Below are 14,154 nucleotides of genomic sequence, written 5' to 3'. Positions count from 1 at the left end.
CTTATTCTAACGATCCTTAGATTATGAGTCAGAAGAGCAGCACGGCGGGGCCCAGGCCCGAGGTCGGCGACGGAGACGGTTGGCGGGATCTGTTCGGCCCGGCGGCCCGGGGGCCGGTGACGGTGTTCGCGGGCGGGGTCGCCCTCTACGCGATCAACGTCTACCTGACCACGAGCCTGTTGCCCAGCGCGGTCGCGGAGATCGGCGGGCTGGAGCTCTACGCCTGGGCGATGACGGTGTTCCTCATCGCATCGGTGATCACATCGATGCTGGTCAGCCGGACGTTGACCCGGTTCGGCCCACGGACCTCGTACTGGATTGCGCTGGGACTGTTCGGCGCCGGCAGCCTGGTCGCGACCTTCGCCCCGACGATGCCGGTGCTGCTGGCCGGCCGCGGACTGCAGGGGCTCGGCGGCGGACTGCTGGCCGGGCTCGCGTTCGCGGTGATCCGGATGGTGCAGCCGGAACGGCTGTGGAAGCGCTCGCTCGGCCTGACCTCGGCGATGTGGGGCATCGGCAACGTGGTCGGACCGGTGCTCGGCGGGATCTTCGCCCAGTTCGGCGCCTGGCGCGGCGCGTTCCTGCTGCTCGCGATCTGCTCGGCCGGCATCGCCCTGCTGGCCAAGCGCGCCATGCCGGCCCGGACCCCGGACTCCGGTAGCACGACGCCCGGCCGGGTGCCGACCCTGTCCCTGGTGCTGCTGACCCTGGCCACGACGGCCGTCAGCATCGCCTCGGTGGTGGGGTTGTCGGTGATCATGGTCGTCCTGATCGCGGTCGCGGTGATCCTGGTGATCGGCTTCGTCGTAGCGGAGCGCCGCGGCGGCGCCCAGGTGCTGCCGGCCGGCACCTTCCGTCGCGGTTCGGTGCTGATCTGGCTGTACCTCGCGGTCGCCGTGCTGGCGATCACCTCGACGGTGGAGGCGTTCCTGCCGCTGTTCGGCCAGCGGATCGGCGGGTTGTCGCCGCTCGGGGCCGGCCTGCTCGGTGCCTCACTGTCCTGGGGCTGGAGCGTTGCGGCCATCCTGAACAGCGGCATCTCGCGCCCCGCCGCCACCCGGGTGGCCCGGCTGGCCGGCCCGATCCTGGTGGCGGTCGGCCTGGCCGGCTACACCGCGCTGCAGCTCGAGGGCGCCGCTCCGGTCCGGATCGGGCTCTGGTTCGTGCTGCTGTTCGTGGCCGGCGCGGGCATCGGCATGTCGCTGGTGCACTGGATGCCTGCGGTGATGTCGATCAGCGCGGACCCGACCGAGTCGCAGCAAGCGGCCGCGGGCGTCAATACGGTGCAGTTGATCTCCAACGCGTTCGGCTCGGCGCTGGCCGGCCTGCTGGTCGGGATCGGCGGCCCGGCGATCATCGGATCGGCCCAGCTGCTGGGGTACGGCTACGCTGTGGTCGGCGTGCTGGCCCTGGTCGTCGCCGCCAGAGCGCTGAGGACTCGCGCCCTCCGTACCGACGGGAAGTGATCATGAATCGTCCAGAGCCGAACGATTTCGACGACACCGGCGTCTACGACCAGCTGGCGCGGCTGGGCAAGGCCCTGTCCAATCCGGTACGGCTGCGGCTGCTCGACCTGCTGGAACAGGGCGAGCACACCGTGGAGGAACTGGCCCGGGCGGCCCACCAGCCGGTGAAGAACACCTCGGCCCAGCTGCAGCAACTGCGGGCCGCGCAACTGGTCGAGACCCGGCGGGACGGGGTCCGGATCCACTACCGGCTGGCCGGCCGGCGGGTGTCCAGGTTCCTCGGCGAGTTCCAGGGATTCGCCGAAGAGACGCTGGCCGGGATGAAGATCGAACTGGACGAGCTGAGCCGCAAGCCGGGCGGCATGCAGCGGGTCTCGATCAAGGAATTCCGGGAGCGGCTGCGGGACGAGCACACGGTGATCATCGACGTCCGGGCCGCCGAGGACTACGCCCGCGGCCACATCCCCGGCGCGGTCTCCATCCCGCTCACCGAACTGCGGCAGCGGATGGACGAGATCCCCGATGATCATGACGTGATCGCCTACTGCGACGGACCGTACTGCTTCGCCTCCGGCCGCGCCGTCGATCAACTGGAACGAGCCGGCCACCCGGTCCGCCGCCTCGACGGCGGCCTGGCCCGCTGGGTCCGCGCCGGCGGCCGCCTGCAGTCGGCCTGACCCGGGCCGAACGCGCGGCCGCTCCACCACTCCGGACTGATCCCGACAACGGCGAAGCCCGGCCCACCAAGAGTGGTGGACCGGGCTCCGTGCGCCGGGTCGATCAGCGGCGCAGGGCCGGTGCCGGGGTGGGCGTGCCACCGCCGGCGGCGGCCGGCTCCTCGTCGATCTCGATCGCACCGGAGAACTGCGAGTTGTACAGGTCGAAGTAGTGACCCTGCCGATCCAGCAGTTCGGTGTGGCTGCCCTGCTCGACGATCGCTCCGTCCTCCATCACCAGGATCACGTCGGCGTCCCGGATGGTCGACAGCCGGTGCGCGATGACGAAGCTGGTCCGGTCCGCGCGGAGCGCCGACATGGCCTGCTGCACCAGCAGTTCGGTCCGGGTGTCCACCGAGCTGGTCGCCTCGTCCAAGATCAACAGGGCGGGGTCGGCCAGGAAGGCGCGGGCGATGGTGATCAACTGCTTCTCACCGGCGCTGACGTTGCTGCCCTCCTCGTCGATCACCGTGTCGTAGCCGTCCGGCAGCGAGTGGACGAACCGGTCGACGTAGGTGGCCTCGGCGGCGGCGATGATCTCGGCGTCGGTCGCGTCGGGGCGTCCGTACGCGATGTTGGCCTTGATCGTGCCGTGGAACAGCCAGGTGTCCTGCAGCACCATCCCGATCTGGGACCGCAGCGCGTTGCGCGGCACGGTGGCGACGTCGACGCCGTCCATGGTGATCCGGCCGCCGTTCAGCTCGTAGAACCTCATGATCAGGTTCACCAGCGTGGTCTTGCCGGCGCCGGTCGGACCGACGATGGCGACGGTCTGGCCCGGCTCCGCGGTCAGCGACAGGTCGGTGATCAGCGGCTTGTCCGGGTCGTAGCTGAACGAGACGTGCTCGAACGCCACCCGGCCCCGGGTCGAGTCCAGCACCCCGGTCGCCTCCGGCGTCTGCTCCTCGGAGTCGAGCACCTCGAACACCCGCTCGGCCGAGGCGACCCCGGACTGCAGCAGGTTGGCCATCGACGCCACCTGAGTCAGCGGCTGGGTGAACATCCGGGAGTACTGGATGAACGCCTGCACGTCGCCGAGGCTGAGTGTCCCGCTGGCCACCCGGAGGCCGCCGATGACCGCGATCACGACGTAGTTCAGGTTCCCGATGAACATCATCGACGGCATGATCGTCCCGGAGACGAACTGGGCGCCGAAGCTCGCTTTGAACATCCGCTGGTTGCGCTCGTCGAAGTCGGCCTCGACCTCCTTGGACCGGCCGAAGACCCGGACCAGGGTGTGGCCGCTGTAGGCCTCCTCGATGTGCGCGTTCAGTTCGCCGGTGCTCTTCCACTGCTCGACGAACAGCTTCTGCGACCGCTTCCCGATCAGCGTGGTGATCACGATCGTCACCGGTACGGTGATCAGCGCGATCAATGCCAGCACCGGCGAGACCACGAACATCATGACGATCACGCCGATCACGGTGAGCAGTGCGGTGAGCAACTGGCTCAGCGTCTGCTGCAGCGACTGGGACACGTTGTCGATGTCGTTGGTGACCCGGCTCAGCAGCTCACCCCGCGGCTGCCGGTCGAAGTAGCTCAGCGGCAGCCGGTTGATCTTGGCCTCGACCTCGTTGCGCATCCGGAAGATCGACCGCTGGATCGCGCCGTTGACCAGGTAGCCCTGGAACCACAGCACCAGCGAGGCGACCAGATAGATCGCGATCGCGCCGCCGAGGATCTGGCCGAGCCGGGCGAAGTCGATCCCGGCGCCCGGCACGATGTTCAGCCGGGAGGCGACGTCGGGCGGGATCTCCGAGGCCGGCCGGGTGCTCAGGAAGCCGGCGAAGATCGTGTCGGTGGCCGCGCCGAGGATGATCGGCCCGAGCACGTTGAGCAGGATGCCGACCAGGGCGAGGAAGATCGCCACGGCGAGGATCTTGCGCTCCGGGCCGAGGTGGCCGAGCAGCCGCTTCAGCGACGGCAGGAAGTTCATCGACTTCTCCACCGGCCGGGCGCCGGGCGGACCGGCGATGCGTTCGGTCGGTGCGTACTTGGGTCGTTCCGGAGCCTTGGCCTTCGGTTGCTCGGAGGTTTCGGTCTGCTCGGTCACGCTGCTGCCTCCTCGGCGCTCAGCTGGGAATCGACGATCTCCGCGTAGGTCGGGCTGTCCAGCAACAATTCGTCGTGGCTGCCGCGTCCGACCACGGCCCCGTCCTCGAGGACGATGATCACGTCGGCGTCGGCGATGGTCGCGACCCGCTGCCCGACGATGATCACCGCGGCGTCACCGGTCTCGGACTTCAGTGCGGCGCGGAGCCGCGCGTCGGTCGCCACGTCGAGCGCCGAGAAGGAGTCGTCGAAGATGTAGATCTCGGGCTTCTTGACCAGGGCCCGGGCGATGGCGAGTCGCTGCCGCTGGCCGCCGGAGACGTTGGTGCCGCCCTGGGCGATCGGCGCCTCCAGCTGCTCCGGCATGGCCCGGACGAAGTCCTCGGCCTGCGCCACCCGGAGTGCGTGCCAGAGTTCGTCGTCGGTCGCCTCCGGGTTGCCGTACCGCAGATTGCTGGCGACCGTCCCGGTGAACAGGTACGGCCGCTGCGGCACCAACCCGATCTTGGACCAGAGCGCCTCGCCGTCCAGCTCGCGGACCTCGGCGCCGTCCACCGTCACCGAGCCGCCGGTGGCGTCGAAGAGCCGCGGGATCAGCGAGATCAGGGTGGTCTTGCCGGCACCGGTCGACCCGATGATCGCCGTCGTCTGGCCGGCCCGGGCGGTGAGCGACACGTCGCGCAGCACCGGGTGATCGGCACCCGGATAGGTGAACTCGGCATTGCGCAGCTCGACCTGGCCGACGGCGCCGCCGACCGCGACCGGACGCTCCGGCATGACCACCGACGACTCGGTGTTCAGCACGTCCGAGATCCGTTCCGCACAGACGATCGCGCGCGGCGCGATCATCAGCATGAAGGTCGCCATCATGACCGACATCAGGATCTGGATCAGGTACGTCAGGTAGGCGGTCAGCGAGCCCACCTGCATGGCGCCGCTCTCGACCCGCTGGGCGCCGAACCAGAGCACCGCGACGCTGGACAGGTTCATGATCAACATGACGATCGGGAACATCGAGGCGAACAACCGGCCGACCGAGGTCGCGGTGGCCGTCAGGTCGCCGTTGGCGCCGTCGAAGCGCTTGATCTCCTCCGGCTCGCGGACGAACGCCCGGACCACCCGGATGCCGGTGATCTGCTCCCGCAGCACCCGGTTGACGGTGTCGATCTGGGTCTGCATGACGCGGAACAGCGGGCCGAGCTTGCGGACCACCAGGCCGATCGAGACGCCGAGCACGGGCACGGCGACGGCGACCAGCCAGGACAGGCCGACGTCCTCACGGAGCGCCGCGATGATCCCGCCGACCATGGTGATCGGCGCCATCACGAGCAGCGTGAACGTCATCAGCACGAGCATCTGCACCTGCTGGACGTCGTTGGTGTTCCGCGTGATCAACGACGGGGCGCCGAAGCGGTTCAGCTCCCGGGCCGAGTAGTGCAGCACCCGGTCGAAGATCGCGCCGCGCAGGTCACGACCGAACGCCATCGCGGTGCGGGCGCCGAGATAGGTGGCGCCGATGGCGCAGACCAGCTGGACCAGGCTGACCACGAACATGATCATCCCGGTGTTGGTGATGTAGGCGGTGTCGCCCTTGGCGACGCCGTTGTCGATGATCGCGGCGTTCAGGCTCGGCAGGTAGAGCGACGCGATCGTACCGATGAGTTGGAACAGGATGACCCCGACCACTGCGGCCCAGTAGGGCCGCAGATAGGTCCGGAGCAGCTTGATCAACATGAGCGTCCTCGGGGATTCGGTGGAGTGGGCATGACGTGCTCGAGTTCTGGGGTCAGGTCGCGGAGGGCCGCGCGCAGTTGTGGGTTCCGGGCTGGGACACCTGGGCGAAGGCCGCCGCCAGGTCGACCCGCTGGGCCGGCCGGCCGGTGTCGTCGAGCCCGTACAGCAGCAGGTCGACGATCGCCTCCGGGTCGGTGGCCTCGAGGTGCCAGCCGTGCACCCAGGCGACCATCGGGTGCGAGAGGGCGAATACGGTCGACCGGAGCAGGAAGGCGGCCGCCGTCCCGTCGACCCGGAGCTGATGCGCGTCGTCGCCGATCAGTTTGGTGATCGCGTCGGTCAGCAGTTCGGCGTCGGCGATCATCCGGTCCCGGAGCTTGCGCCGGTCGTCCTCCTGCGGCTCGGCCGGCGGACCGATGGCGTGGATCAGCGTGAAGCTCTCGATCATGCGCTGCTGCATCACCCGGGCCATCTCCACCAGCCGGTCCCGAAGGCTCGCGTCGGTGGGGATCTGGAGCAACTGCTGCAGGGTCACCTCGGAGCTGAACGCGCGCTCCAGGACGGCGTCGATCAGGGCCTGCTTGCTGTCGAAGACGCGGAAGATGGTGCCCTCGGCGACGCCGGCGGCCTCCGCGATCTGCTTCGTACTGACAGTCCGGCCGTGCTCGCGCAGCAGCGGTTCGGTCGCGGCGATGATCATCGCGCGGCGGTCCTCCGCGGACATCGGGGTAGCACGGGCCATGCCGAGCAGCCTATGTGAGTGAGCACTCACTCACAAGTGGGTTTTTCGGAGTCGCCGACCCCGCTGGTTGAATGAGGCGGTGATCGACGTACCTGGAGCCGACCCGCTGGCCGGGCTCGCGGACCGACGGTTCGCCGCCGTGATCTTCGACATGGACGGGACGCTGGTCGACTCTACGCCTGCGATCGTCCGGGCGTGGACGGCGTGGGCGATCGATTTCGGGATCACCGCCGAACAGCTGGCCGGCAGTCACGGACTGCCCTCCGCGGACGTTGTCCGGCGGCTGATCGCCGAGCCGGATCAGGCGCGGGCGATCGACCGGATCAACGAGCTGGAACTGGCCGATCTGGCCGACATCGTGGTGCTGCCGGGAGCCGACCACGCGCTGCGCGATCTCGCCTCGGCGCGCAATGCGATCGCCACCTCGGCCAGCCGCCCGCTCGCGGCGGCCCGGCTTGCGGCCGCCGGCCTGGTGCCGCCGACGGTGCTGGTCACGATCGACGATGTCCGTCGCGGCAAGCCCGCCCCGGACCCGTTCCTGGAGGCGGCGCGGCGGCTCGACGTACCGCCGGAAGATTGTCTGGTGGTGGAGGACGCGCCGAACGGGATTCGCGCCGCCCGCGCCGCCGGATGCGCGACGCTCGCCGTACTCACGACGTCCGACCGCGCGGAACTGCCGGCCGACGCCGTCCTGCCGGACCTGTCAGCGGTCCGCTTCCTGCCGGACGGTGAGCAGATCACCGTCCGGCTGCACAGTCGTACGGGCTGAACTCAGCCGGTCTTGCGGCGGAAGTTCCGCTTGGCTTCGATCCGGCCGTGGGGTTGCACCTTGGGGCCGTTGCCGTCGAGGTGATCCTCACCGCGGCGACCCTGCTTGGCCTCGAGTGCTTCCCGGAACTTGCGCTTGGTCTCGTCCTCGGCCGCGTCGACCGGCGGCGTGGACTTCTTGTTCTTGTCGGCACTCATGGCGCCAATTCTATTGGCAAGGAGCACGGCCCCCCGGATCCCCGCTCCGCCTGGGGCGATCAGGACTGGGACGGCCAGCCCGGGCTCGACGGCGGCCACGGACCCGGCTGGTCCGGCCGCTTCAGGGTGGTCGCATCCGACTCGGGCGCCGAGGCCGACGAGACCGGCGCCTGGCCGGTCGGCGAGCCGGTGGCGCTCGGGCCGGACGTGGGGTTCGGGCTGGACGTGGGATTCGGGCCGGAGGTGGGGTTGGCGGGGATGTCGTCGGCGCCGAACGCCTTGCGCGGCGCCGCCTCCGCCTCCTGCTCCTCGGTCGCGACGCCGGGATCGGTCTCCTCGGCGGCGTCGCCCTCGACCGGGTGCAGCTTCACGGCCGTCCCGTACGCGGAGACCTCGCTGAGCGACTGGGTGATCTCACTGGAGTCGAAGCGCAGTCCGATCACCGCGTCCGCGCCGGCCGCGGTGGCCATCTCGACCATCCGGCCGACCGCGTCCTGGCGAGACCGGGTGAGCAGTGCGACGTAGCTCTCGGTCGGATTGGCGGTACGGAGCTCGCGGGGCAACTCGCGGGCGCGTGCGACCACGCCGACCACCTCGCCGAGGATCTCGGACACCTCCCGGCCGGGCACCGTCTCGGTGGTGCTGACCGGCACCGCCCGCTTGATCAACTCCGGCTGCTGCGGACGCTCCGGCTGCTGCGGCCAGACCTGCTGTTGCTGCTGCCCGTACTGCTGCTGGCCGCCGTAGGGCTGCTGTCCGTACTGCTGCGGCTGCTGCGGCTGCTGGCCCCAGCCGGGCTGCTGTCCGTACTGGCCGGGGCGCTGTTGCTGCTGCCCGTACGGCGGCTGCTGGGGTTGTTGGTACGGCTGCTGACCGCCCGGCTGTTGCGGGTACGGATTGGGCTGACCGTACGGGTTCTGGCCGTAAGGGGGCTGCTGGCCGTAATTGCTCATGCGGCCAAACATAGTGCTCGGGCCGACCCCTCGGCCATGGCCCGATCGATCAGCTGTTCAAGCCCGCGATGACGCCGACGATCACCAGAAGCAAGATCACCGCGACCGGGATCGTGATCATCAGGATCCAGGCGATCATGCCTGGCCGGGGCTGCTCGGTGAAGCCCATCCGGCCGCTGCCGAAGGTGATCACGGGGCCCGTGTAGTGCACCTCGAGCGACTGGCCGGGCGGGATGTCGACGGCCATCGTCTGCGGGCCGAACTCCCACATGTAGCGGGAGGAGCAGGCGACCTGGTGCTGTCCGGCGTGGGTCGGGTAGAAGTTCTGGCCCCACTTCGCCGGTGCCGGATGGCCGTTGATGTTGACCACCGGCGACACCATCTGATCGGCCAGCAGCCCGAACGGCTTGCGCAGGTTGACGACGAGTTGGGACTGCCCCATGGCGGGCGGAGGCGGCGTCGGTGCGCCGTACGGTGGTTGAGCCATGGCGCACACCGTAGTGGTCGCACAGGTCGGCCAGGCAAACCTGGCGGAACGGCCGGCCGGCGATCGATAGGCTGACCCGGTGAGCCACGACAGCGACATCGAGGAGTCCGAACAACAGCGCATTCGGACTCAGAAGCGGGCGGACCTGATCGCCGAGGGGATTCCCGCCTACCCGGTCGAGGTCCCGCGCACGCACACCCTGCGGGACGTACGCAAGGACTGGGCCCACCTGGCCGCCGGCGAGGAGACCGACGACGTCGTCTCGGTGACCGGACGGGTGGTCTTCGTCCGCAACACCGGCAAGCTCTGCTTCGCCACCCTGCAGGAGGGGCTGTCCCTCGATGATTCCGGGGTACGGCTGCAGGCGATGCTCTCGCTGGCCGAGGTGGGCGAGGAGTCGCTGGCGACCTGGAAGCGGTTCGTCGATCTGGGCGACTTCGTGTCCGTGACCGGCCGGGTGATCTCCTCGAAGCGCGGCGAGCTGTCGGTCCTGGCCACGTCCTGGCAGCTGGCCAGCAAGGCGCTGCGGCCGCTGCCGACGCTGCACAAGGAGCTCTCCGACGAGGCCCGGGTCCGTCGCCGCTACGCCGACCTGATCGTCCGCGACGCGGCCCGCGACATGGTCCGGACCCGCGCGACGATCATGCGCAGCGCCCGGGAAACGCTGCACGAGCAGGGATTCCTGGAGATCGAGACGCCGGTCCTGCAGCTGATCCACGGCGGCGCCCATGCCCGCCCGTTCGGCACCCACCTGAACGCGTTCGACATCGACATGACGCTGCGGATCTCGCTGGAGCTGTTCCTGAAGCGGGCCGTCGTCGGCGGCATCGAGCGGGTGTACGAGATCGGCCGGATCTTCCGCAACGAAGGGATCGACTCCACCCACAGCCCCGAGTTCACCATGCTCGAGGCGTACGTGGCCTGGGGTGATCAACGGACCGTCGCCGACCTGCTGCGCAAGATCATTCTCGACATCGCGGACCGGCTCGGCAGCCGGGTCGTGCAGACCGCGGCCGGCCCGGTCGACCTCGGTGTCGAGTGGCGCTGGCTCGGCGTCTACCCCGGGCTGTCGGAGGCGCTCGGCGAGGAGGTCACGCCGGACACGCCGGCCGACCGGCTGCGCGAGATCGCCGCCGCCCGGTCGATTCCGGTCGAAGCCTCCTGGAACGCCGACAAGTTGATCATGGAGCTGTTCTCCGAGATCGTCGAGCCGACCCTGATCCAGCCGACCTTCATCCATGATCTTCCGGCGTCGAAGGAGCCGCTGGCCCGGCCGCACCGGAGCGATCCACGGCTGATCGAGGCCTGGGACCTGATCATCGGCGGCACCGAGCTGTGCACCGCGTTCTCCGAGCTGATCGACCCGGTGATCCAGCGGGAGCGGCTGGTCCAGCAGTCGCTGGCCGCGGCCGCCGGCGATCCGGAGGCGATGCAGCTGGACGAGGACTTCCTGACCGCGCTCGAGTACGGTGCGCCGCCGATGGGCGGGCTCGGGGTCGGCATCGACCGGCTGGCCATGCTGTTCACCGGAGCCGGGATTCGGGAGACGATCCTGTTCCCGCTGCTCCGGCCGGAAGCTCAGCGGTGACCTCGGCGGTCCCCTTCTCCGTGGTGCCGGCCGCGTACCTGATCTTCCTCCGGGACAACCAAGTGCTGCTGCAGTACCGGTCCGGCACCGGCTACCGGGATGATCACTGGGCGGTCGCCGCGGCCGGGCACGTCGAGGCGGGCGAGTCCGTCCTGTCGGCCGGGGTACGGGAGGCTGCCGAGGAACTCGGCGTGACCGTACGGGAGCAGGATCTGGTCGGCGTGACCACGCTGCACCGGACCAACGAGGACCCGGCCGAACGGCGCGGCACCGTCGAGGACGAACGGTGCGACTACTTCTTCGTCGTCACGGACTGGCAGGGCGAGCCGAAGATCATGGAGCCGGAGAAGGCGGCGGACCTGCGCTGGTTCGCCCTGGACCGGTTGCCGGACCCGGTGGTGCCGCACGAGTTGCGGGTGCTCGAGGCCGTACGCGACGAACGGGCCGGCCGGTCACGGGTGCCGGCGATCATGATCCACGGCTGGTGATCAGCTTCAGCGCGGAGTGATCACCGCGCCGGTGCCGTACCGGCTCCAGATGTCGTTACAGGACTCGCAGGTGTCCGCCGGGATGACCCCGGCCCGCATCAGCAGGGCGAACATCCAGCAGCCGGCACAGAACCCGACCACCGACTCCAGCGTGGCGAAGATCAACAGGATCCCGATCAGCACCGAGCCGGCCAGGGTCAGCCCGAACCCGAGGCTGAGCACCGCGGCGGCCGTGGTCAGCACCAGCCCGATCCCCTGGGCGAACCGCTTCGGCGGCCCGGGGACGAACTTCGGCAGGCCGAGCCTCGGCGCGATCACCTGGGTGGCCAGCCGGCCGAGCAGGCTGAACCGCGGACCGGCCGCGACCCGCGCCGCGAAGCCGATCGCGATCAGCACGATCAGCCAGTGCCAGTTCGTGATCAAGGTCAGGGCGGCGAGCACGACCACACCGCCGGCGACCACGCGGGCGGCCTTCTCGTTCACCGGATTGGGGAATCCCCACAGTGAGGCCATGGAATAACCGTAGGTCGGCGCCGGGCCCTTGTGATCGCTGTCCGATGGGTGAGACCCTGCGGAGTCATGGACGGAGAGACGAGAACGGGTGTGTTCTGGGACGCGGTCCGCGGCGAGGCTCCGGTGCCGCCCGCGGCGGCCACCCTCGGGTTCGAGTTCGTCGAGGTCGACCCGGACCGCGGCACGATCGAGCTCGCCTTCACCGCGACCGAGGCGTTCACCAACCCGGCCGGCAACGTGCTGGGCGCGTTCGTCGCGGCGATGCTCTACGACACCGTCGGCCCTGCTCTGATCGCGACCCTTGACCCGGACCAGTTCCAGTCGACGCTCGACCTGAACACCCGCTTCCTCCGCCCGACCCGCCCCGGCCGCAAGCTCGGCCACGGCCGGATCGTGCACCGGTCCGGCGACCTGGCCCACCTCGCCGCCGAACTCACCGAACCCGACGGCACCCTGATCGCCACCGCCACCGCGACCGCCCGGGTCATCCCGCTCACCGAAGCCCGAAACGCCGTCTGACCCTCCGCCACCGAGCCGCAGCCGCGACCGCTCCTCGTATCCGCGACTGTTGCATCGGTCGCGAACGCGAACAACGGTCGCGTACGGCGAGCGCGGCCGAGGCGTTGTCGGCGGGGACGGGTTAGAAGGCCAGTCCGTGGCGCTCGACCAGGGGCATGGTGGCGGCGAAGTCGAGATCGCAGCCGTAGCGGCCGGCCAGGTCGCGAAGATCGTCCGGCGTCATGTCGCCGACTCTTGGGCCGAGTTCGCGGAAGAGGTCCTCCAATCCGGCCGCGGTGATGATCTCCAGGATCCGGGCCGGCTCGTCGCCGGCGTTCCAGAAGGTGTGCCATTGCCCGCGCGGCTTGTAGATCAGGTCGCCCGGCCGGCCGACGACTTCCTGGTCACCGAGCAGCACGCCGATCTCGCCGGCCAGCACGTAGCTGTATTCGTCCTCCCGGCTGTGCCGGTGGACCGGTGCGACCAGCGCACGCGGGGCCAGGCTGTGCTCGACCAGGGCCAGCCGGCCGTCGGTCCGGTTGCCGTCGATCATGAACCGGTCGGTGACCGCTGCCGGGTCTCCGGTGATCTCGCCCTGCTTCGGGCCGAGGATCGGATGGGTGGTGGTGAGTTGGCCGTTGGTGATCATGGCTGCTGCTCCTTCGCTCGTCGAGTCGGTATCGGCATCGACGCTAATCAGGGCCGAAGGGCCCGCCCATCCCAGATTTGTGCCATGTTCGCCGCCTCGGCGCGGGCGTAGGCTCCCGACCATGGGTGCCGAGACCCTGCGTCGGGCCCAGGCCAAGATCACGCGACTCGCGGGTCAGCAGTTGGACCTGGTGTCGTTCTGGCGGGCCGTGACCGCTGTCCTCAGCGGTGCCGTCCCGCACTACCGATCGCCGTGTTTCTACACGCTCGACCCGGCCTCGCTGTTGATCACCAGCCACTTCCAGGAAGGGCTGCCGGAGTTCCCGGCCAACTGGCTCACCCACGAGTACCTCGGCGACGACGTGAACAAGCTGGCCGACGTCGGCCGGTCCGAGCGGGGGATCTCGACCCTGCACGAAGCGACCGGGGGCGACCCGGCGCGGAGCCTTCGCTGGCACGCCAACATGGCCTACGGCGGTGATCAGGAGCTGATCGCCGCGCTGCGCGTCCGTTCCGGTGACGTCTGGGGCGCGCTCGGGCTCTACCGCGATCCGGGGCGGCCGATGTTCGATCCCGTCGAGCTGGCCTTCGTCCAGGCCATCGCGCCCGTCCTGGCCGAAGGTATCCGGCGGGCCCTGTTGTTCGGCGAGGCCACCGATCCCGACTTCCCGGACGGTCCCGGCCTGTTGATCATGACCGACACCGGCGACGTGGAGTCGGTGACGCCCGGAACCGAGCGCTGGTTGGCCGACCTGCCCGACGGCGACTGGGCGGCGGGCCGGTTGCCGTCCTCCGTGCAGGCCGTCGCCGGCCGTGCCCTGCAATCGATGCGGCACCCCGGCGAGCCCGGCTCGGTCGCGATGTCCCGGGTGCTGTCGCGGAGCGGAAGCTGGGTCGTTCTGCACGGAGCCGGCCTGGCCACGGCCGCCCAGGGCCGGGTCGCGGTGATCGTCGAGCCGGCGCATCCGGGACGGATCTCGCCGCTCCTGATGGCGGCGTACGGGCTGACCGACCGCGAGCAGGACGTGACCCGGCTGGTGCTGATGGGGAATTCCACGACCGAGATCGCCGCCAGGCTGGTGCTCTCCGCGTACACGGTGCAGCAGCACCTGCAGAACGTCTTCGACAAGACCGGGGTCCGCAGTCGTCGGGACCTCGTCGGCAAGATCTTCTTCGCCCACTACGAACCTCGGCTTCGGGACAACGAGCGACGTGCCCAGGACAGCAAGCCGTTGCGCGGCGGTCCCTACGGTCCGGCGAATTTGAGCGACTGCTCAAAGTAGCGTTACGCTGGGCGGGAGAG

Annotated in this window: 15 protein-coding genes; 7 read left to right on the top strand and 8 right to left on the bottom strand. The window is 69.7% G+C overall.

The window, feature by feature from the left end; translation table 11 throughout:
* Window positions 1-23: 23 nt before the first annotated feature.
* Both ACFQU4_RS04375 and ACFQU4_RS04370 read left to right on the top strand, forming a co-directional pair.
* Window positions 24-1,466 carry an MFS transporter gene (locus ACFQU4_RS04375; protein ID WP_377487435.1) on the top strand — a complete coding sequence of 481 codons (1,443 nt, stop codon included), beginning with the start codon at window positions 24-26 and terminating at the stop codon, window positions 1,464-1,466.
* A gap of 2 nt (window positions 1,467-1,468) precedes the next feature.
* Window positions 1,469-2,143 carry an ArsR/SmtB family transcription factor gene (locus ACFQU4_RS04370; RefSeq protein WP_377487433.1) on the top strand — a complete coding sequence of 225 codons (675 nt, stop codon included), beginning with the start codon at window positions 1,469-1,471 and terminating at the stop codon, window positions 2,141-2,143.
* 103 nt (window positions 2,144-2,246) lie between these two features.
* On the opposite strand, the gene ACFQU4_RS04365 is transcribed toward ACFQU4_RS04370, so the two are convergent.
* The 3 genes from ACFQU4_RS04365 to ACFQU4_RS04355 are packed head-to-tail and all read right to left on the bottom strand — an operon-like array spanning window position 2,247 to window position 6,710.
* On the bottom strand, window positions 2,247-4,235 hold the full coding sequence (locus ACFQU4_RS04365; RefSeq protein WP_377487431.1) for an ABC transporter ATP-binding protein: 1,989 nt from the start codon (window positions 4,233-4,235) through the stop codon (window positions 2,247-2,249).
* On the bottom strand, window positions 4,232-5,968 hold the full coding sequence (locus tag ACFQU4_RS04360) for an ABC transporter ATP-binding protein (protein WP_377487429.1): 1,737 nt from the start codon (window positions 5,966-5,968) through the stop codon (window positions 4,232-4,234). Before ACFQU4_RS04360 ends, ACFQU4_RS04365 begins: the two co-directional genes overlap by 4 nt.
* 52 nt (window positions 5,969-6,020) lie before the next feature.
* Window positions 6,021-6,710, bottom strand: coding sequence for a TetR/AcrR family transcriptional regulator (locus ACFQU4_RS04355; RefSeq protein WP_377487427.1), 690 nt, complete (start codon window positions 6,708-6,710; stop codon window positions 6,021-6,023).
* A 79-nt stretch (window positions 6,711-6,789) separates the two neighbouring features.
* Here ACFQU4_RS04355 and ACFQU4_RS04350 point away from each other — a divergent pair, with 79 nt between their 5' ends.
* Complete coding sequence (locus ACFQU4_RS04350) at window positions 6,790-7,479, top strand: HAD family hydrolase (protein WP_377487425.1); 690 nt, start codon at window positions 6,790-6,792, stop codon at window positions 7,477-7,479.
* Between the two features lie 2 nt (window positions 7,480-7,481).
* Here the strand turns inward: ACFQU4_RS04350 and ACFQU4_RS04345 are convergent, their stop codons facing one another.
* From ACFQU4_RS04345 to ACFQU4_RS04335, 3 genes are read right to left on the bottom strand one after another with little or no spacing between them, the layout of a single operon-like run.
* Complete coding sequence (locus ACFQU4_RS04345) at window positions 7,482-7,676, bottom strand: DUF5302 domain-containing protein (protein WP_377487423.1); 195 nt, start codon at window positions 7,674-7,676, stop codon at window positions 7,482-7,484.
* Window positions 7,677-7,735: 59 nt separating this feature from the next.
* On the bottom strand, window positions 7,736-8,629 hold the full coding sequence (locus tag ACFQU4_RS04340; RefSeq protein ID WP_377487421.1) for a YbjQ family protein: 894 nt from the start codon (window positions 8,627-8,629) through the stop codon (window positions 7,736-7,738).
* A gap of 49 nt (window positions 8,630-8,678) precedes the next feature.
* Entirely contained in the window at window positions 8,679-9,116 is a 438-nt protein-coding gene (locus tag ACFQU4_RS04335; protein WP_377487419.1) for a hypothetical protein, read from the bottom strand.
* Between the two features lie 79 nt (window positions 9,117-9,195).
* On the opposite strand from ACFQU4_RS04335, the gene lysS reads away from it, so the two are divergent.
* Complete coding sequence (gene lysS / locus ACFQU4_RS04330; RefSeq protein ID WP_377487417.1) at window positions 9,196-10,704, top strand: lysine--tRNA ligase; 1,509 nt, start codon at window positions 9,196-9,198, stop codon at window positions 10,702-10,704.
* Window positions 10,701-11,192, top strand: coding sequence for an NUDIX domain-containing protein (locus ACFQU4_RS04325; RefSeq protein WP_377487415.1), 492 nt, complete (start codon window positions 10,701-10,703; stop codon window positions 11,190-11,192). The genes lysS and ACFQU4_RS04325 overlap by 4 nt, the downstream gene beginning before the upstream one ends.
* 6 nt (window positions 11,193-11,198) lie before the next feature.
* Here the strand turns inward: ACFQU4_RS04325 and ACFQU4_RS04320 are convergent, their stop codons facing one another.
* Window positions 11,199-11,705, bottom strand: a complete 507-nt coding sequence (locus tag ACFQU4_RS04320; RefSeq protein ID WP_377487413.1) for a DUF4395 domain-containing protein — start codon at window positions 11,703-11,705, stop codon at window positions 11,199-11,201.
* Window positions 11,706-11,771: 66 nt separating this feature from the next.
* On the opposite strand from ACFQU4_RS04320, the gene ACFQU4_RS04315 reads away from it, so the two are divergent.
* Window positions 11,772-12,224, top strand: a complete 453-nt coding sequence (locus tag ACFQU4_RS04315; protein WP_377487411.1) for a PaaI family thioesterase — start codon at window positions 11,772-11,774, stop codon at window positions 12,222-12,224.
* A gap of 121 nt (window positions 12,225-12,345) precedes the next feature.
* Here ACFQU4_RS04315 and ACFQU4_RS04310 read toward each other — a convergent pair whose 3' ends face one another.
* Window positions 12,346-12,852 carry a cupin domain-containing protein gene (locus tag ACFQU4_RS04310; RefSeq protein ID WP_377487409.1) on the bottom strand — a complete coding sequence of 169 codons (507 nt, stop codon included), beginning with the start codon at window positions 12,850-12,852 and terminating at the stop codon, window positions 12,346-12,348.
* A 121-nt stretch (window positions 12,853-12,973) separates the two neighbouring features.
* Here ACFQU4_RS04310 and ACFQU4_RS04305 point away from each other — a divergent pair, with 121 nt between their 5' ends.
* Entirely contained in the window at window positions 12,974-14,134 is a 1,161-nt protein-coding gene (locus ACFQU4_RS04305; RefSeq protein ID WP_377487407.1) for a response regulator transcription factor, read from the top strand.
* The last annotated feature ends 20 nt before the right edge of the window (window positions 14,135-14,154 follow it).

The sequence above is a fragment of the Microlunatus sp. GCM10028923 genome (assembly GCF_042666975.1).
Classification (GTDB): Bacteria; Actinomycetota; Actinomycetes; order Propionibacteriales; family Propionibacteriaceae; genus Microlunatus.
Note: the sequence above shows the minus strand (reverse complement) of the source record. Positions and strands in the feature narration are given on the sequence as shown.

Coding starts and splice junctions, on each gene's coding strand:
- ACFQU4_RS04375 (WP_377487435.1), top strand. CDS start 24: ATGAGTCAGAAGAGCAGCACGGCGGGGCCCAGGCCCGAGGTCGGCGAC.
- ACFQU4_RS04370 (WP_377487433.1), top strand. CDS start 1,469: ATGAATCGTCCAGAGCCGAACGATTTCGACGACACCGGCGTCTACGAC.
- ACFQU4_RS04360 (WP_377487429.1), bottom strand. CDS start 5,968: ATGTTGATCAAGCTGCTCCGGACCTATCTGCGGCCCTACTGGGCCGCA.
- ACFQU4_RS04355 (WP_377487427.1), bottom strand. CDS start 6,710: ATGGCCCGTGCTACCCCGATGTCCGCGGAGGACCGCCGCGCGATGATC.
- ACFQU4_RS04345 (WP_377487423.1), bottom strand. CDS start 7,676: ATGAGTGCCGACAAGAACAAGAAGTCCACGCCGCCGGTCGACGCGGCC.
- ACFQU4_RS04340 (WP_377487421.1), bottom strand. CDS start 8,629: ATGAGCAATTACGGCCAGCAGCCCCCTTACGGCCAGAACCCGTACGGT.
- ACFQU4_RS04335 (WP_377487419.1), bottom strand. CDS start 9,116: ATGGCTCAACCACCGTACGGCGCACCGACGCCGCCTCCGCCCGCCATG.
- ACFQU4_RS04320 (WP_377487413.1), bottom strand. CDS start 11,705: ATGGCCTCACTGTGGGGATTCCCCAATCCGGTGAACGAGAAGGCCGCC.
- ACFQU4_RS04315 (WP_377487411.1), top strand. CDS start 11,772: ATGGACGGAGAGACGAGAACGGGTGTGTTCTGGGACGCGGTCCGCGGC.
- ACFQU4_RS04310 (WP_377487409.1), bottom strand. CDS start 12,852: ATGATCACCAACGGCCAACTCACCACCACCCATCCGATCCTCGGCCCG.
- ACFQU4_RS04305 (WP_377487407.1), top strand. CDS start 12,974: ATGGGTGCCGAGACCCTGCGTCGGGCCCAGGCCAAGATCACGCGACTC.